The sequence below is a fragment of the Proteus sp. G3927 genome, assembly GCF_963894685.1.
Lineage (GTDB): Bacteria > Pseudomonadota > Gammaproteobacteria > Enterobacterales > Enterobacteriaceae > Proteus > Proteus mirabilis.
The window spans coordinates 167252-185513 of the sequence record NZ_CAWQGX010000032.1 but is presented as its reverse complement, the minus strand read 5'-3'; the positions used below and the strand labels follow the sequence as shown (position 1 = coordinate 185513).

Below are 18262 nucleotides of genomic sequence, written 5' to 3'. Positions count from 1 at the left end.
TTTTTATAAAAAACATCACATTGAACTACTGCCAAAGAGATTATTTCTGTTGCTGACTATCATGATCTGTTTTATCTATTGGCACTAAATAATGCGTTGAACGAGCACGAGGATGGATAAAAAAGTGTCCTTTCGGTGCATTATGACTCTTAATGTGGATCATCGATACATTGGCTTTATTACCTTTGCGAGAGCACGCATAAATAATAAAAGGTAAAGCAAAAATAATAACAAAACTTACCACTAGCAATGAAACATACGTTGTATCACTGCTGCCACCCGGTAAAGAGCTAGGTGGGAAGAATGAAACAACAAAAGCTAAAATAGACACAATCAGACCGACAACGGCCACTAATAATTTAACACCTTTACCACCGGGAATATTAAATGCACGTTTTTTATCAGCTTGCTTGCAAACCAAATGCATATAGCCAATAAACAGCATAAAGTAGCTACATAGATAAATCACCACCGTCAGCGCTAAAGCAATAAGAAATGACATATTGCCCCCACCACCGGTGTTAGTCAGCACCACTATAGCAATAGTAGTAATAATTAGCTGAGTGATCACTAAAGCTACCGGTACACCATTTTTATTTACTTTAGCCAGTGTTGGCGGAAGAATACCTTGTTGTGCAGCCACAAACATTCCCCGTGAAGGCCCAACGATCCACGACGCAATTTCAGCCAAGACGCCAAGCAATAATAGTGCAGCAATAATTTTAACCGCCCAAACTAATCCGCTACTAAAATGGCTGACTAAAACACTAAAGGTTTCAACCACCCCCGCAGATAAGTTGATTTCGTTATGAGGGATCACTGCCGCAACAGATAAACCACCAATAGAGCTTAAGCATATTGCCACAATCATTAATAAAAACATGGCAAGTGGATAATCACGGCCTGGATTTTTCATTTCGTTGACGTGAGTGGCTGAGGCTTCAACGCCCATATAGCTTAAAATAAAGGCCACAAAAACCACTAAAGTACCAATCTGAGTAAAATCAGGGAAAAAGGTTTTGCTGCTGATTTCTATTGCTAAAGGCGCACCACTGACCAGATAACTAATAGCTAAAAGCACTAAAATGATTGCTGGTAATAATATCCCCGCGAAGAAACCTAATTTAGCAATAGTAGCCGTGTATTTAGTTCCGCCAAATTGAGTTAAAGCTAATCCCCATAAAATCACTAATGCGGCAATCGTTTTGGTGAGCGGATCGGTATTTAACTCAGGCCAATCAAGAATATAAGATAATGCTCCTAATACGAAATAAAGCATTGGAATAAAACCAATCGCTATTTGTAAATAACCAAAAGAGATCGCCGCAAATCCCCAGCGCTCCCCTAGCGTATTAGATACCCAAGCAAATACGCCCCCTTCTTGCCATCCTTCAACGGTTGCCATTTCAGCTGCACATAATGCAACAGGAATAAACCACAACAAACCGCCTAGTAATAAGAAAAAGACTAGACTAAAGCCGGAAGTTGCAAAAGTTGGATACTCATAGACCGCCATCACCATGGATGCAGTTATGGCAAAAAAACCTAATAACGTGAGCTGTTTTGAGGCAGAACTTGTTGCAGATGTCGCCATGCTCATTCTCCTACGTGTATACAATGAAATAATGGTGTGCAAATAATCAAGGCTGGAGAAAAAGAGTCTAATTCTCCAACCTATTACCAAATAAAAGAGCCTGTTTAGCTGTGGTTAAAGCCACCGCCGTCTTCTTCAGATAAAGGTGTGCTCACAGGATGTTTTTCGAAATAATCGAGAGTACGTTTCATATCTTCTATCAGTAATGTCGCCAAATCTAAACTCACACCATGACGAACAAGAATACGTTGAATAACTAAATCTTGGCGATCAGCAGGCATAGAATAAGCGGGTACTTGCCAGCCACGGCTACGCAATTTATCAGCGATGTCATATAAGGAGTAGCTTACCTTAGCCTCTTTTTTCAGTTTCCACGCTAATGCAGGTATTCCTTTTTGACTATCACCACTGAAGATCATTTCAAAAGGCCCTAGCTTTTCAATTTCTCGAGCAAGGTATTGCGCGGTGTGATAACAGGCATTGTGGATCTTCGCATACCCTTCTCTGCCAAGACGCAAGAAATTATAGTATTGAGCAATAATTTGCCCACCGGGACGTGAGAAATTAAGCGCAAAGGTTGGCATATTACCGCCAAGGTAGTTCACATTAAAAATAAGCTCTTCCGGTAAGTCTTTGGCTTCACGCCATACTACCCAACCAGAGCCCAATGGCGCTAAACCAAACTTATGGCCTGATGAGTTAATGGATTTAACACGCGGTAAACGGAAATCCCATTCTAAATCAGGTGCACAGAAAGGCGCTAAAAAGCCACCACTCGCACCATCGACATGAATAGGAATATCAAGTCCGGTCTCTTTTTGTAGTTGGTCGAGTGCATCATGTACCGCTTTTACTGGCTCATAAGTACAGGTGAAGGTCACCCCTAATGTTGGCACTACACCGATAGTATTTTCATCAACACGTTTAATGACCTCTTCAGGACTCATCATCAAGCGATCACCTTCAAGCGGGATCTCTCTGAGTTCAACGTCAAAATAACGGGCAAATTTATGCCAACAGACTTGAACTGGCCCACAAATAAGATTAGGTTTATCTGTCGCTTTTCCAGCAGCAAGACGTTTTTTACGCCATTGCCATTTTAATGCAAGTCCCCCCAGCATTGCCGCTTCAGAGGAGCCAATGGTTGAACAACCTAGGGTATTGAGTGGATCGGGTGAGTGCCATAAATCAGCAAGCATATGAACACAACGGTTTTCAATTTCTGCCGTTTGTGGATATTCATCTTTATCTATCATGTTCTTATCGATAGATAAATTCATCAAATCACGGATCTCATCATCTACCCAGGTTTGACAAAATGTGGCCAGATTTTGTCTTGAATTGCCATCTAGCATCAGCTCATCCCTTACAGCATCAAAAACATGACGAGGATGGCTCTCTTGTTGCGGAAAATGTGTTTTCGGTAAGGATTGTGATAAATCAACCGATGCATAAACATCATCGAGTGAGCTATAACTTGGCGTTTTTTTATTCATCTTGAAATTACCCTTACTAATTATTATTACATTAGTGACTAAATGATTTTAAATACCTACTTTAAAAGATAGTCTAATAATTCCAGTAATGAAAAATTTTTTATATTTTATGAAAACAATGAGAGTATATTTATCAAATCAGCTTTAACACTCTACAACAAATAGCAACCTATTGATTTTAAATAATATTAATAATATTCCACTTGCTTTTATGTTAATTTATTTATGTACATTTAGAATAAAATATTTGTACTATAATAAAACTTGAATTATGAGAAATAACCTTTATAGCATTAAGTAATAACACTTAATTTAAAATATAAATGTAAATAAAATTTTAAATCTAAGTTTTAAAATTAATAATTATTTAATTTAGATTTGATTTAATAAGGAACAAAAAAAAGATGATAGAAAATAACCGACACCCCTTCGCTTGCACAACACTTGCGATTACTGACAAGAAAAAACGTGTTTATCATGGTCGGACAATGGAGTTTTCTTCTGATGAGCCAACGTCTATCTTAGCTTATTATCCACAAGGTCATACTTTTCAGCAAAATGCCCCTGATGGAACCCCCGGATTAAAGTACAGCGTTAAATATCCTTTTATGGCTATTACCGCTCCTATTAACTTATCGGGTACCAAAGATGTACTTGAAGGTGTAAATAGTCAGGGACTCTCTTTTAGCTTAAATATGCTACCTAACTCTAAGTTAGATGATCTCGATCCCCAATATTACGCAAGCTCTGTTCCTATTGCTGCTATTGGTGAGTGGGCATTAGGACAATATGCGACGGTTAAAGAGTTAAAAGAGATTATCCCCCAAACCCATTTTTGGTCACAAAAGCTATTATTGTTACGTAACTTACCAAGCCCTTTCCATTACGCATTTTATGATAAAACCGGTGATTGTATTGTTGTCGAAGTCTCAGATGGTAAATTACATATTTATGATAATCCTACCTATTGCATGACCAATGGCCCTATTTTCCCGTGGCATTTAACTAATTTAAACAACTACACTCATCTTTCTAATATCAACGTTTCCAGTAGCACATTAGGTCGTATTAAAATCAACCAACCTGATAGTGGTATTGCATTAGCAACATTACCTAGCTCAGATACTTCTGTAGATAGATTTATTCGTGCAGTTTATTATTCAACCTATTACCACAAAGTTTCTGATCCTGATAAACAGCTTATTGAGCTTGCCCATATCATGAATCGCTTCGATCGCCCTAAAGATGCAACCATTGATCCACTATTAGGTAATGATACGCTAACTAAACTTCATACTAGTGAATTTTCTGTCTGGACGGCGCTAACTGATTTAGAACGGGGGATCTTTTTCTTCAGAGGCTACAACAACTTAAACTTTCAAAAGTTCACACTTGAGTCATTTAAAAATGAAAGTAGCGCGGTTTTTATTAAGGTCAATTTGGAAGAGGCATTGTAAAATGCTTTAGATAGAAACTAGAATAGTTTAGCACGGAGAAAATTTTTTTATATCAGACTTTTACGAATAAAAATCTTTTGTGAAATAACACGCATTTTTTATACTGGTTATTTGCTTGTTGTAGGTTATTTTTCATATTGTCATATAAAGAGTAAGTAGTTATAGCTAGTTATAAATAAATTCTGTATTTTCTTATAACTGTGCCATACTTACTAGTGGCTTCATACAAAATGCTACTTGTTCCTTTAAACAAACTAATAATAGAGGTTGTCACAATGAAAGCAAAAATTGTACTAGGTGCGGTAATTCTGGCTTCAGGCCTATTAGCAGGTTGTTCTTCTAGCAACAACGCACAATTAGACCAAATCTCTTCTGATGTAAATCGTTTAAATACGCAAGTTCAACAACTAAGTAGTGATGTTCAATCAGCTAACGCTCAAGCAAAAGCCGCTTATGATGAAGCAGCTCGTGCTAATCAGCGTCTAGATAACCAAGTAACTACTTATAAAAAATAATTTGACTGCTTAATAAGCTGAAAACGTTAAGTCAGCTTTAATTAATAATAAAAAGCAGATACCTATGAAGTATCTGCTTTTTTTCATCATTGAATATCTATCATCAATATGCGGTTACATCGACCGGTATACCTGAACGACGAATAATTTCTGCATCCACTTTTGCTTTATCCACTTTGCCACTTTCATACCAAGCCGTAAATTGTTTAGTAAACGTTAGGGGCATCGTCTGAGGATCGTCATCTTCATTTTGTGAGAGTGGTTGGTGCACTTCAATAAATTGCTTACCATCTGCAGTCTCAGTAAATTTAATTGGTTTATTGATCACTTGAACCCGACTGCCTTTGGGTACCACATTAAACAGTGTTTCAATATCATCAGGACGTAATCTAATACAGCCAGAACTCACTCTTAAGCCAATACCAAAATCGGCATTAGTACCATGAATAAGATACTCACCACGACTGTGCGCTAATCTTAACGCATATGCACCCATTGGATTATCTGGCCCTGCTGGTACCACTGCCGGTAATGTGATCCCCTTAGCCGCATAATTTTTACGAATATTGGCTGTCGGCGTCCAAGTCGGATCTTTAATCAATTGAGAAACAGATGTCACCATTTCAGGCGTTTCCCGCCCTAATTGGCCAATACCGATAGGATAGACATCAACGGTTCCCCCTTCTTTGGGATAGTAATAGAGGCGCAATTCTGCCAGATTAATGACAATACCTTTACGCACGGTATCAGGTAAGATCATCTGTAAGGGAATTTGTAGTGTTTTGCCCGCTTCGGGTAATAGAGGATCAATACCTGGGTTGGCTTCCATCATATTTAGCAAACCCACTTGATATTGTGCAGCGATCGTTTCTAAAGAACGTTTATCATCAGGAACGGTGTAAGAAACATTTTCCCCAATGATACGTGAGCCATCCGTAGGTAGCAGGTATTCATGTGCATAAGTTAAGTGACTGCTCATCCCTAACAGCGATGCACCCAATAAGGTTAACCATTTCTTCATTGTTGATCCCGTGTGTTAGCAATAAAATAAACTGACTATTATCATGATAACATTCTCATCGTTATGATTATCATATAATAAGTCAGTTTAGAACATTAATATGGGATCGGGTAACATTTATGCTACAGTGTATTCCGAAAAGCGTTTCATTAACCGTGTTACCATAGCGTGTAACCCTTGAGTACGAGATGGCGTCAAATGACTTTCTAGTGCTAATGTCGAGAAATAGTGGTTAACATCAGTGGCGAGAGCTTGCTCTACCGTTTTACCTTGAAAAAGAATAATCACTAATGCCACTAATCCTTTAACAATACCTGCATCGCTATCACCGGCTAAAATCAGCTGCTTATGCTCATCTAATTCAACCGCTATCCAGACTTGGCTCTGACAACCTTCAATAAAATTAGCCGCCGTTCGTTGTTCATCTGTTAATGGTGGTAAGCGTTCTCCTAGCTCCATCATATAAAGATAACGTTGCTCCCAATCCTGACAACGAGAAAAATTGCGTAATAATTTTGCTTCATCAGGCAAAGCCGCAATTGCCATGAATAACCTCTTTTTTAATTGTTAGCCTAATAGTTTTTCAATGCGTAACAACGCATTAACCAGTGCATCAATATCCGCTTTATTGTTGTACAATCCCAACGAAGCGCGACACATGGCAGGAACCTGATAATAGTCCATAATTGGCATCGCACAGTGATGACCCGTACGAATAGCAATACCATAGTTATCAAGAAAAGTCCCCACATCATAAGCGTGATGCTTACCTAAATTAAATGCTATCACACCTTGACGCGCTTCATTACCATAAAGCGTTAATGATTTTACTTTGGTTAATTGTTGTTGTGCATATTGCATTAAGCTATTTTCATATGCAGCAATCTTATCCATACCAAATTGAGCAAGATATTCCAATGCTGCCCCTAAGCCAATGATACCGATAATATTAGGCGTTCCAGCTTCAAATCGCCACGGCGCATCCGCGTAGGTAATATCACCATTGATATGCACATGTTTTATCATAGCGCCACCCCCTTCCCATGGAGGTAATTCATCAAGTAGCGCTTTTTTGCCATATAGCAAGCCAATCCCTGTCGGACCATAAAGTTTATGACCACTACATACAAAAAAATCACAATCTAACGCACTAACATTGATAGCTTGATGCATCGCACTTTGTGCCCCATCAACTAAAATATGTAACTCGCCCCCTTGCTGAGCCGAATACTCTCTAGCTTGGCAAATAATTTCAGCAATAGGATTGACGGTTCCCAGTACATTAGACTGATGAGTGATCGCCAGTAACTTAGTTCTGTTATCAATTAATTGGGGTAATTGCGCTAAATCGAGTTGCCCATTAGCAAGCAGAGGAATAACACGGACATGAAAACCATACTGTTTTGCTAACATATACCACGGCACTATATTCGCGTGGTGTTCCATTTCAGTAATGATAATGTTATCACCATCATTTAGGAAACGATGGCTATAACTGTAAGCGACTAAATTGATCCCTTCTGTCGTTCCTTTTACAAAAACGATTTCTTCTTCGCTCTTTGCACCTAAGAAATGTGCTGCTTGCTTACGAACATTCTCCACTAAGGTGGTGGCGTTTGCACTTAATGTGTGAATGCCACGGTGAACCGCGGCATATTGTGTTAAGGCAAACTGTTTTTCACGCTCCATGACACAAGCGGGTTTTTGCGCACTTGCGGCACTGTCGAGATAGACTAAAGGTTTTTCTTTCACCTGTTGGGAGAGAATAGGAAAGTCATCCCGCGCTTTTTCAATGGAATGTGTCATCATGCCTTTTTATACCTCTGATAAGCGTTGATTTATTCTCTCTAGAACATGAGTTTTGATCACACTATTTTCTAATGATTCTGTTAATTCGGCAGCAAATGCATGAATGATCATTTTGCGAGCTTCACTTAACGCAATACCTCGTGAACGTAGATAAAATAGTTGCTCATCATCAATACGCCCAACCGTTGCACCATGACTACATTTCACATCATCAGCATAGATCTCAAGTTGTGGCTTAGTATCAATTTGTGCTTTATCACCTAATAACAAGTTGTTATTGGTCATTTGACCATCTGTTTTCAGCGCTTGAGGGGTGACTGTGATCATGCCATTAAATACGGCTTTCCCTGCATCCATTGCAATACTTTTATGTAATTGACGGCTTAGGCAATTTTTCTCACCATGCACGAGCCAAGTACGAGTATCGGCAATTTCGTTCGCTTTGGGTAATACCACACTATTCATTGATAGCTCACTGTTCTCACCCGTCAGTGCAGCGCTAGTATGATGACGACTCAGTTTATTCCCCAACAAGAATGCGTAACTATTAACACGAGCATCTCGCCCAATGCTTAAATCGTTATGGGCAAAATGTTGGCTAATGTCATTTTCAAAACCAAGTTTAATATGGTTGAACGAGGCATTATCACCAATAGTGGCGGTTAATCTCGCCCCAGTAAAATGGCGGTTTTCACCATCACTGCTAATATAGTGTTCAATCACTTGCATCTGAGCATTAGCGCCAACATCAAGATGGAAACGATAGTTAGCACTGTTAACTTCTTGCCCTGCATGACCTTGTGTAATATTAAGGATATAAAGCGGTTTATCTGCCACTACGCCTTTTTTCAAGGTAATGAATAGCGGCTGTTGCGCTAAACTTTCAACTAAATGCAAGAACACTTCACCATTAATGGCTTGCGGTAATTCACTTTGGTTATCCAGTAATGTCACTTGGTATGGACCAAAATCTTGACTACTTTCAGCCGGTGAAAATGCACCATTAACCATCACGATACGGTAGCAATCAAATGAGAGTGCCCGTTGCTCAATTAAATCTTGTACCTCAAAAGGTGGCAACATTTGATATTGCTGACTGAGCGTCTCATCTAATGGCGTATAATGCCAATCTTCGTGTCGATAAGCTGGAAAACCCACTTTTTCCACTTGTAGCCAGTGATTACGTGCATTTAAATTATCTTCCCCTTTACGCTGTTGATATAGCGCAGAGAATTGTTTTAATGCCTGTTGATTACGCTGTTCTACTTGATGCTGTTTTTCACGTTTCTCATTGAGGGTCAATAAGCCAGCCATAACCTTGTTCCTCCAATTTTTGTGCTAATGAAAAATCACCTGATTTAATGATTTTTCCTTGGTAAAGCACATGCACATAATCAGGTTTAATATAATCAAGGATACGTTGATAGTGAGTCACCACGATAAAGGCGCGTTTACCATCACGTAAGCTATTGACACCATTAGCGACAATTTTTAACGCATCGATATCAAGTCCTGAGTCGGTTTCATCTAAGATACACAGTTCAGGTTCAAGGGCAGCCATTTGCAAAATATCGTTACGTTTTTTCTCACCACCGGAAAAACCTACGTTAACAGAACGAGTTAACAAATCTTGAGGCATATCCAATAGTTTGATTTTACCTTCAATAAAATCTTCAAAATCAAAGCGATCTAACGGCTCTTGGCCTCGATATTCTCTTACCGCATTGACTGAGGATTGTAAGAAAAACTGGTTACTGACACCGGGGATCTCTACCGGATATTGAAACGCCATAAAGATACCTTCACCCGCTCGCTCTTCAGGCTCTAATTCCAGTAGATCTTTGTTTTTAAAAGTCACACTACCTTCATCAACTTCATACTCTTCGCGACCTGCTAAGGTTGCGGATAATGTACTTTTACCAGAACCGTTTGGCCCCATGATAGCGTGCACTTCGCCGGCACGTACTTGCAAATCTAATCCTTTAAGAATTTCATTGCCTTCAACACTGACATGTAAATTTTTAATATCTAACATAATATATGCCTTCGGTATTTTTATACCCAGAATTTGGTTAATGGTTAACCAACGCTATGTTCTAAGCTGATTGCTAATAATTTTTGTGCTTCTACAGCAAATTCCAGCGGTAATTCTGAGAACACGTCCTTACAAAATCCATTGACAATCATTGAGATTGCATCGTCTTCACTTAATCCACGTTGACGGCAGTAAAATAACTGATCTTCACCAATACGTGACGTTGTCGCTTCATGCTCTAATTGTGCTGAGTTATTCATGACTTCAACATAAGGGAAGGTGTGAGCACCACACTCTGTGCCAATTAACATTGAGTCACATTGTGTGTAGTTACGTGCATTCTGCGCACCAGGTAACACTTTCACCAAACCGCGATAACTATTTTGACTTTTACCCGCAGAAATACCCTTAGAAATAATAGTCGATTTGGTATTTTTACCGATGTGGATCATCTTGGTTCCCGTGTCGGCTTGTTGGTTACCATTGGTCAGTGCCACTGAGAAAAATTCAGCCGTTGAATTATCTCCTTTTAAGATAACACTTGGGTATTTCCAAGTGATCGCTGAACCTGTTTCAGATTGAGTCCACGACATTTTAGCGTTCTCACCTTCACAAAGGGCTCGCTTAGTGACGAAGTTAAGAATTCCGCCTTCGCTATCACCGCCAGAGAACCAGTTTTGTACCGTGGAATATTTCACTTCGGCATCTTTATGAATGATAACTTCAACAACGGCAGCATGAAGCTGATAGCTATCACGTACAGGTGCTGAACACCCTTCGATGTAACTGACGTAACTTCCTTCATCCGCAATTAAAATCGTACGTTCAAATTGGCCTGTTTGTGCCGCATTAATACGAAAATAGGTGGATAATTCCATAGGGCAGCGAACACCTTTAGGAATATAAACAAAGGTACCATCAGAAGCGACCGCCGCATTAAGTGCCGCAAAATAGTTATCGTGGCTAGAAACAACTGTACCTAAATATTGGCGTACTAATTCGGGATATTCTTGAATCGCTTCACCGAAGGAGCAGAAAATAACACCATGTTTAGCTAGCTCTTCACGATAAGTGGTAGAAACCGATACTGAGTCAAAAATGGCATCTACAGCCACTGACTGCCCTTCTCTTACTGGCACGCCTAACTGATTAAATGCGTCTTCAACTTCTTTAGTTAAATAATCTTGGGTTTCTTGTGTTGAGACTGCTTCATTGTTACCACTAGCACAACTGCCATTGGCACAACAAGCACCGCAAGATGGCGCTGAATAATAACTATAATCTTGATAATTCAGCGATGGATAATCTGCTTTTAGCCAATGAGGCTCTTCCATCTCTAGCCAATGACGATAAGCATCAAGACGAAACTCTAGCATCCACTCTGGCTCATTTCTTTTAGCTGAAATAGCTCGCACAACCGCTTCATTCAACCCTTTATCTAACGTATCGGTTGAGATATCGGTATAGAACCCTTCTTTATAGTGATGATCACTGAGCCAGCCTTGAACTTCATCACCAATTTCAACATTGCTCTGAGACATAATCTGACTTCACTATGTTATACCCCAAAGCTCTCACCACATCCGCAGACGTTCTGAGCTTTAGGATTATTAAATTTAAACATCTGATTAAGTCCTTCACGGACATAATCAACAACTAAACCATCAATGAATGGCATGGCTTTTAATGCAACAAATAACTTGGCACCATTATGTTCATAGACAAGATCGTCCTCTGAGGGGCCTGCAGCAAGCTCAATAACATAACCATAGCCCGTACAACCTGATGGCTTAATACTTAAGGAAAGTCCCTGACTTTCAGGGTTTTTCTCCACTAATTGGCAAATATGTTTCGCTGCACTATCAGTCAGCACAATGCCTTGCCAAGCAGTATCATTTAGAGAAAAAGTTTCAACATTGTTTGTCATTACTGACCTCATTTCGAAAGGAGATTAATATCTTTCCTGACTCTAATGGTAATGATAACCCTTATCACTTCAACCCTGTCTTTTGAAAGGATATTATAAAATCGTTTAAAAATTGCTCTTTTTTTGCTTTTTAATTGTTAAATATAGCGCTTAATAAATTGAAATGTAACAATTTTTATCTTTTTTCATTACAAAAATAAAACTTTTTTAAATTCCTTTATTTCGCACAATACGCATAAAAGTTGCAAAGCAAATACATTTTATACCTTTGTCACTGAAATGTAGAGAAAAAGCATAAAAAATCAACAATTGATAATCGCAAAATATTTTCTTTTTATGCTTATACTGATAGGTAAGATAGCACCACTTTTGTGATAACTTCTTATTGTATTGTGTGCTTTTATGACTTATTGATTGATACTAATTGAATTCACATACCTATTAGTGCAATCAATAACTTCTTGATTATTATTACTTTTATTTTCAGCAATAAATTGTAATTGCCATACACGATTTGTGTTAGTATCCGCAATTAATACCCCTTCATAGCTCACTTTTTGATTAGACAACTTTCCTTCAAAGAAAATTTGTCGAGCTGGCATTTCTGACACTGTGAAAGGCTTTATTGTTGTTGAAGTTTCTTTCATGCCATCAATAGTGGAAATATTATCAACGATACCCTGTGCTCCTGAATCAATATCATAGCTCATCATATCGTCAAGTTTAAAATAAACTAAACGAACTTCTGATAACTGACATACTGGTTTGGCTTGATAAACTAACATCTGTGATGTGACATCTTGGACATGATCAGGTAATAATTGAAAATAGTGTTCTGTATCATCTCTATTTAATGAGAATGAAGTTGGATACGCGATATTAAACCCCGACATAGTACGTACAGGATAATTTATTATCTCTTCACTCTTATTGTGAGTTGATTCGTTATCACATGCTGTAAGTAATAAACTACCGATTAAAATAAAAACGCTTTTATAATTTAGAATGGTTGATGTCATTTTTTCTTACTATTAATAATAATGAAGATAATAATTATCATTAAAATTTAAACTTAAATAAAGATAATTTTTTCACATGACCTCATTTCAATAAATAAAAAACGCCTAAAGTGAAATAATAACCTTAGGCGTTTATTATTGATTAACGAATTAAACAATAACCGCAGTTGTTAAACGTGAAATACAGACTTTACGGTCAGCGTCATCAAAAATTTCTATTGACCATACTTGATGTGTACGACCTAAATGAATAGGTTTACAGACACCTTTTACAACCCCTTCTTTTACTGCTCGCATATGGTTGGCATTAATTTCTAAACCCACCACTTTTTGTTCACCTTCTGTGCATAAATAGCCAGCAATTGACCCTAAGGTTTCAGCTAATACCACAGAGGCGCCACCATGTAATAAACCAAAAGGCTGTTTAGTACGCTGATCTACTGGCATGGTGCCTTCAAGATAGTCCTCACCCAGTGCGGTGAGTTCTATACCAAGGTGCCCCACCATATTATTTGGGCTAATATGATTAAGTTGTCCTAATGTTGTTTTTCGTTTCCATATCATTGCATAATCTCCAAAAGCGCCTGTAGTGGATGTTTTAACTCAATATTATCAATACGTTTTACTTGGCTACGACAAGAATATCCGGTACACAAGCAACGTGCTGTAGGGAGTGTTTTCAATGCATTTCCCCATGACAGTTGATAAATTCCCAATGAATTTTTATAGTTATTCACTTCATGCCCATAAGTGCCCGCCATACCACAGCACCCCGTAGTTACCACTTCAAGTGGTTGACCATAACGTTGGAATATCGCTTGCCACTGTTGCATACTTTGCGGTAATGCCGTTGACTCAGTACAATGACTAAAAAGATACCATTTTTCAGCATCTTCGCAGATCTCAATCGGCTCACTGACTAACTGATTTAGCCACTCATGAACCAGTTGAACCTTAAAGTTACCGCGTTTATCCCCTAATATCTCCCGATATTCATCGCGGTAGCAAAGGACTAAAGCGGGGTCGACTCCTACCATTGGAATGGACAACTGTGCAACTCGATTAAGCATCGTTGCTGTTTTTTGTGCAGTTTTACTAAATTGCTGTAAAAATCCCTTAATATGCTGTGCTTTTCCGTTAGGTGAAAAAGGCAATAGCACAGGTTTAAAACCAATTTTTTCAATCAATTTAATAAAGTCAGCAACTACTTTAGCATCGTAATAACTGGTAAATGGATCTTGTACCACGATAACATAATGGCTTCGTTGCTTTTCTGATAACTGCTCTAACTCTTCCAAGGTCATCGTTAACGCGCTATGTCCAGCTAACTGCTGCTTTAATGTCGGAGATGACAATAGAGGCAGATCTACCATACCAATAGTACGTTTACTCAACGATTGCACCAATGGTTGCTTAATAAAGAAATTAAACAGACTTGGTACTTTTGCCATTAACGGTGTGGTGAGTTCGACATTTGCCACAATATGATCTTTTAACGGACGTAAATAGCGTTGATGATATAACTGAGTAAATTTGGCTCTAAATGATGGTACATCAATTTTAATCGGGCATTGTGTAGAGCACGCTTTACAAGCTAAACAACCATTCATTGCTATTTTTACCTCATGAGAGAAATCATATTCTCCACGTTTAGCTTTCCATGTATTGCGTGTTTTTTCAATCAGTCCCCGTAAGCTAGGTTTGTTATTTGTAAGACTTGTTTCTAACTGCTGAGGGCTTACTCCTTGCTCTGTAAGTAGACGTAACCACTCTCTGACTAATGTCGCTCTGCCTTTAGGTGAATGAATACGTTGTCCAGTTATTTTCATAGAAGGACACATTGGACTTTTAACATCAAAGTTAAAACATAATCCATTACCATTACACTCTAATGCACCGCGAAAATCTTCGCGAACCGATACAGGAATGGTGCGATCAAATGTGCCGCGTTTAATAGCATCGACCTGTTTCATTGGCGCCTCAACCTCGAGAGGAGGACATATTTTCCCTGGGTTAAGTCTATTTCGAGGATCGAACACCGTTTTTATTTGACGTAATTCGTGATAAAGGGTTTCGCCAAAGAATTCTGGACTATATTGCGCTCTAAAGCCTTTTCCATGCTCCCCCCATAGTAAGCCACCATATTTCGCCGTTAATGCAACAATTTCATCAGAAATGGTTTTCATGAGTTGTTCTTGTTGCGGATCACACATATCTAAAGCAGGTCTCACATGCAATACGCCAGCATCAACATGACCAAACATACCGTAATTGAGCTGATAACTATCAAGTAATGCCCTAAATTCAGTAATATAATCCGCTAAATGCTCTGGTGGCACACAAGTATCTTCAACAAAAGGAATGGGTTTAGCATGCCCTTTAGCATTACCTAATAGCCCTACTGCTTTTTTACGCATGGCATAAATACGGTTAATATCGGCGAGATTATCACATACCTGATAACCGATAACGCCCCCTTCGCCATTATTCATCAGCTTATCTAAGCGCTGACATAAATCCTCCACTTGTGAGGCAATCAGTGTTTTATCATCACCGGCAAACTCAACAATATTTAGCCCTTGCATATCTTTATCGGGCACATCCGTAATCAATGCATTAACGGAATGCCAGACAATATCTTCTCGAGCAAGGTTTAATACTTTGGAGTCAACAGTTTCAACAGAAAGCGCCTTTGCTTTTACTAAAAACGGCGCGTTACGCAATGCGGAATCAAATGAGTCATACTTCACATTCACTAAACTGCGCTGCTTTGGAATGGGGGTAATATCGAGTGTTGCCTCGGTAATAAAGGCCAAAGTCCCTTCTGAGCCGGTTAGAATACGCGTAAGATCAAAATGCTTCATGTCATCGCTAAACACATGGCGTAAATCATAGCCCGTTAAAAAGCGATTCAGTTTAGGGAATTTTTCGAGAATAAGCTGACGTTGTGCTTTGCAACGGGATAATACCGTTTGATATATCCGACCAACAGCAGAATCTTCTTTCGCAATAGTTTCAGCTAAAGCGCTGTCCATCGCGCGAGTTTCAAGCAATTCTCCGCCTAGCAAAACGGCTCTGACGCCTAATACATGATCGGAGGTTTTGCCATATACCATAGAGCCTTGCCCTGAAGCATCGGTATTGATCATTCCCCCTAATGTCGCACGATTACTGGTAGACAGTTCTGGCGCAAAAAAGAAACCATAGGGTTTTAAAAACAGATTAAGTTCATCTTTTATCACACCGGCTTCTACCTTTACCCATCGCTGTTCTGGGTTTATCTCAATAATACGTTTCATATAACGAGATAAATCCACCACGATACCCTCGGTTAACGCTTGACCATTAGTGCCGGTTCCGCCACCTCTTGGTGTAAGAGAGAGGGAATGAAAACGAGGTTCATCCACTAAACGTGCTACAATAGTCACATCCGCTGTAGAACGAGGAAAAATAACCGCCTGTGGTAGCAACTGATAAATACTGTTATCTGTTGCCATAGTGAGTCTATCGGCATAAGTGCTCGATATATCACCTGTAAAACCATTTTGTCGGAGTGTATTTAAAAATTCGGTTGTGAGTTCACTGACTTGCGGTGCTTGCGATATACGTGGGATCATTTGTTATAGCTCTTTAATCTAATTTATCCACATTGCTTTATTAAAACTATCTCAATGTATGCCAAGAGGTGCAATAATTTGAATTTGCACTTTCAGACCGATACCTGTTCACCTTATCATACAATTCTGGCAAATTGCGTAGTGACATAAACAACATGATATTTGCCATGTTTATTCATCTGCTTTTAGCATTTTATTCGTGTAGGGATTTAAAATCATGGAAAAACCGCAGATCCATACAGATATACCCAAAATTTTATTCACCGTTCTTTTTATTTCTTTTTTTATTATCGGTAGTTTTTGGATCCTGAATCCTTTTATCGTTGGTTTTATTTGGGCTGGCATGATAGTGGTTGCCACTTGGCCTTTACTCATTATTTTAGAAAAACGAGTAAAATATCGCTGGCTATCAACCATGATCATGATGATTTTAATATTACTGATTTTCGTCATTCCGATTATTTTGTTAATTAGTAGTGTTATTGACAACAGTGCTCCATTGATTGAACTAGCAAAATCACCTTCAGATATTCAACCACCACAACTGCTATGGTTGAAAGAGATCCCCATGGTTGGTAATACGCTCTATGAAACTTGGCACTCTATTCTCGTTTCTGGTGGTAATGCCTTAATGGCGAAGATCCAACCCTATATTGGACAAGCAGCAAATTGGTTCTTTGCACAAGCCTTAAATATTGGCCGTTTTGCGCTTCACTTAGTTGTCATGTTACTTTTTTCAGGATTACTCTTTTTACAAGGTGAAAATGTTGTTGCTTGGTTACGCCATTTTGCCGTGCGTCTTGCCGGACAACGGGGTGATGCAGCCATTTTATTAGCCTCCATGTCAATTCGCGCGGTGGCGCTGGGTGTGGTGTTAACTGCGCTGATCCAAGCCGTTATTGGTGGTATTGGCTTAGGTATTTCGGGTGTGCCTTATGCCACAGTATTAACGGTATTGATGTTTATTTGCTGCCTTGCGCAATTAGGACCTTTGTTCGTTCTGGTTCCTTCTATTCTATGGCTATTTTGGACCGGTGATACTACATGGGGTATCGTCATGATCATTTGGGGTGGGATTGTGGCGACGATGGATGGTGTACTACGTCCATTCCTCATCAAAATGGGAGCTGACCTACCTATGGTACTGATTTTGACCGGTGTTATCGGTGGTATTTTAACACTCGGTATGATTGGTCTGTTTATTGGCCCTGTTGTATTAGCCGTAGCACACAGTTTATTGAATGCGTGGATCAATGAAGTTCCTAAACCCGATCCAGATTTAACAGAAACTGTAGAATTTATGAATAAAAACTTTATAGAAAAAGAGTAAATAATATAAAAGCATGTAAGTATCAACACTTACATGCTTTATAAGTATTACTTAAAACTTTAATAAAGATTATCAATTTATGAGTATTTTATTATTTTTATATCTTGAAATTTACAATTTGAAACAATTCTTATTTTTTTAAACCTGTTTGCTACCAGCGAGTTATATTCACTTCTTAATATCCTAATATTTTTTTGATTGAGATAATTCTTAGAGAATAATTAACTCATTTCTCTTAATATAAATCTCATCGAAACGAATGTTTCATTTAATTAATGGTTTTGCCTATTTTATTAATAGATTAAAAGGCGAGACCAAAGTATATAAAATATTGCTGTGTGTAGTCTTTGCCTGTCAGCCCATGATAGGCTTTTTTTTTATCTATTATTTATAAATAGTATAAAAAAAGCTCACATTATTTTGTGAGCTTTTAATTATTCAA

General features: G+C 38.6%; 15 protein-coding genes. 3 read left to right on the top strand and 12 right to left on the bottom strand.

From position 1 onward, the window contains the following. Positions 1-40 precede the first annotated feature (40 nt). Entirely contained in the window at positions 41-1594 is a 1554-nt protein-coding gene (gadC, locus tag AACV00_RS15715; RefSeq protein WP_017826959.1) for a glutamate:gamma-aminobutyrate antiporter, read from the bottom strand. A gap of 104 nt (positions 1595-1698) precedes the next feature. Then, on the bottom strand, positions 1699-3090 hold the full coding sequence (locus AACV00_RS15710; protein WP_004243150.1) for a glutamate decarboxylase: 1392 nt from the start codon (positions 3088-3090) through the stop codon (positions 1699-1701). Between the two features lie 404 nt (positions 3091-3494). Here AACV00_RS15710 and AACV00_RS15705 point away from each other — a divergent pair, with 404 nt between their 5' ends. Next, entirely contained in the window at positions 3495-4547 is a 1053-nt protein-coding gene (locus tag AACV00_RS15705) for a linear amide C-N hydrolase (protein ID WP_004248170.1), read from the top strand. A gap of 275 nt (positions 4548-4822) precedes the next feature. Then, positions 4823-5062, top strand: a complete 240-nt coding sequence (locus AACV00_RS15700; protein WP_004248171.1) for an Lpp/OprI family alanine-zipper lipoprotein — start codon at positions 4823-4825, stop codon at positions 5060-5062. Between the two features lie 103 nt (positions 5063-5165). Here the strand turns inward: AACV00_RS15700 and AACV00_RS15695 are convergent, their stop codons facing one another. The 10 genes from AACV00_RS15695 to ydiJ form a co-directional block, all read right to left on the bottom strand. Next, entirely contained in the window at positions 5166-6083 is a 918-nt protein-coding gene (locus tag AACV00_RS15695) for a L,D-transpeptidase family protein (protein ID WP_004243156.1), read from the bottom strand. Between the two features lie 117 nt (positions 6084-6200). Then, on the bottom strand, positions 6201-6629 hold the full coding sequence (sufE, locus tag AACV00_RS15690; protein ID WP_004243158.1) for a cysteine desulfuration protein SufE: 429 nt from the start codon (positions 6627-6629) through the stop codon (positions 6201-6203). Positions 6630-6650: 21 nt separating this feature from the next. After that, a complete protein-coding gene (gene sufS / locus AACV00_RS15685) occupies positions 6651-7892 on the bottom strand; it encodes a cysteine desulfurase SufS (protein WP_004243160.1) in 1242 nt (413 codons plus the stop codon). Positions 7893-7898: 6 nt separating this feature from the next. Continuing rightward, positions 7899-9206 carry a Fe-S cluster assembly protein SufD gene (gene sufD, locus AACV00_RS15680; protein ID WP_004250980.1) on the bottom strand — a complete coding sequence of 436 codons (1308 nt, stop codon included), beginning with the start codon at positions 9204-9206 and terminating at the stop codon, positions 7899-7901. Next, positions 9181-9927 carry a Fe-S cluster assembly ATPase SufC gene (gene sufC / locus AACV00_RS15675; protein WP_036918402.1) on the bottom strand — a complete coding sequence of 249 codons (747 nt, stop codon included), beginning with the start codon at positions 9925-9927 and terminating at the stop codon, positions 9181-9183. Before sufC ends, sufD begins: the two co-directional genes overlap by 26 nt. 44 nt (positions 9928-9971) lie before the next feature. Continuing rightward, positions 9972-11468, bottom strand: a complete 1497-nt coding sequence (sufB, locus tag AACV00_RS15670) for a Fe-S cluster assembly protein SufB (protein WP_004243165.1) — start codon at positions 11466-11468, stop codon at positions 9972-9974. Positions 11469-11485: 17 nt separating this feature from the next. Then, positions 11486-11854 (bottom strand): Fe-S cluster assembly scaffold SufA, encoded by a 369-nt coding sequence (gene sufA, locus AACV00_RS15665; RefSeq protein WP_004248176.1) that lies wholly within the window; start codon positions 11852-11854, stop codon positions 11486-11488. A 407-nt stretch (positions 11855-12261) separates the two neighbouring features. Continuing rightward, positions 12262-12873, bottom strand: a complete 612-nt coding sequence (locus tag AACV00_RS15660) for a hypothetical protein (protein ID WP_004243168.1) — start codon at positions 12871-12873, stop codon at positions 12262-12264. Between the two features lie 150 nt (positions 12874-13023). Continuing rightward, entirely contained in the window at positions 13024-13437 is a 414-nt protein-coding gene (locus AACV00_RS15655) for a hotdog fold thioesterase (protein WP_004243169.1), read from the bottom strand. Next, positions 13434-16490 carry a D-2-hydroxyglutarate dehydrogenase YdiJ gene (gene ydiJ, locus AACV00_RS15650; protein WP_060555511.1) on the bottom strand — a complete coding sequence of 1019 codons (3057 nt, stop codon included), beginning with the start codon at positions 16488-16490 and terminating at the stop codon, positions 13434-13436. The genes AACV00_RS15655 and ydiJ overlap by 4 nt, the downstream gene beginning before the upstream one ends. A 217-nt stretch (positions 16491-16707) precedes the next feature. On the opposite strand from ydiJ, the gene ydiK reads away from it, so the two are divergent. Next, entirely contained in the window at positions 16708-17820 is a 1113-nt protein-coding gene (gene ydiK, locus AACV00_RS15645) for an AI-2E family transporter YdiK (RefSeq protein WP_004243171.1), read from the top strand. Positions 17821-18262: the final 442 nt, after the last annotated feature.

What these genes read in the sequence shown, in the direction of transcription:
- gadC (WP_017826959.1), bottom strand. Translation starts at nt 1,594, where the DNA reads ATGGCGACATCTGCAACAAGTTCTGCCTCAAAACAGCTCACGTTATTA.
- AACV00_RS15710 (WP_004243150.1), bottom strand. Translation starts at nt 3,090, where the DNA reads ATGAATAAAAAAACGCCAAGTTATAGCTCACTCGATGATGTTTATGCA.
- AACV00_RS15705 (WP_004248170.1), top strand. Translation starts at nt 3,495, where the DNA reads ATGATAGAAAATAACCGACACCCCTTCGCTTGCACAACACTTGCGATT.
- AACV00_RS15700 (WP_004248171.1), top strand. Translation starts at nt 4,823, where the DNA reads ATGAAAGCAAAAATTGTACTAGGTGCGGTAATTCTGGCTTCAGGCCTA.
- AACV00_RS15695 (WP_004243156.1), bottom strand. Translation starts at nt 6,083, where the DNA reads ATGAAGAAATGGTTAACCTTATTGGGTGCATCGCTGTTAGGGATGAGC.
- sufE (WP_004243158.1), bottom strand. Translation starts at nt 6,629, where the DNA reads ATGGCAATTGCGGCTTTGCCTGATGAAGCAAAATTATTACGCAATTTT.
- sufS (WP_004243160.1), bottom strand. Translation starts at nt 7,892, where the DNA reads ATGATGACACATTCCATTGAAAAAGCGCGGGATGACTTTCCTATTCTC.
- sufD (WP_004250980.1), bottom strand. Translation starts at nt 9,206, where the DNA reads ATGGCTGGCTTATTGACCCTCAATGAGAAACGTGAAAAACAGCATCAA.
- sufC (WP_036918402.1), bottom strand. Translation starts at nt 9,927, where the DNA reads ATGTTAGATATTAAAAATTTACATGTCAGTGTTGAAGGCAATGAAATT.
- sufB (WP_004243165.1), bottom strand. Translation starts at nt 11,468, where the DNA reads ATGTCTCAGAGCAATGTTGAAATTGGTGATGAAGTTCAAGGCTGGCTC.
- sufA (WP_004248176.1), bottom strand. Translation starts at nt 11,854, where the DNA reads ATGACAAACAATGTTGAAACTTTTTCTCTAAATGATACTGCTTGGCAA.
- AACV00_RS15660 (WP_004243168.1), bottom strand. Translation starts at nt 12,873, where the DNA reads ATGACATCAACCATTCTAAATTATAAAAGCGTTTTTATTTTAATCGGT.
- AACV00_RS15655 (WP_004243169.1), bottom strand. Translation starts at nt 13,437, where the DNA reads ATGATATGGAAACGAAAAACAACATTAGGACAACTTAATCATATTAGC.
- ydiJ (WP_060555511.1), bottom strand. Translation starts at nt 16,490, where the DNA reads ATGATCCCACGTATATCGCAAGCACCGCAAGTCAGTGAACTCACAACC.
- ydiK (WP_004243171.1), top strand. Translation starts at nt 16,708, where the DNA reads ATGGAAAAACCGCAGATCCATACAGATATACCCAAAATTTTATTCACC.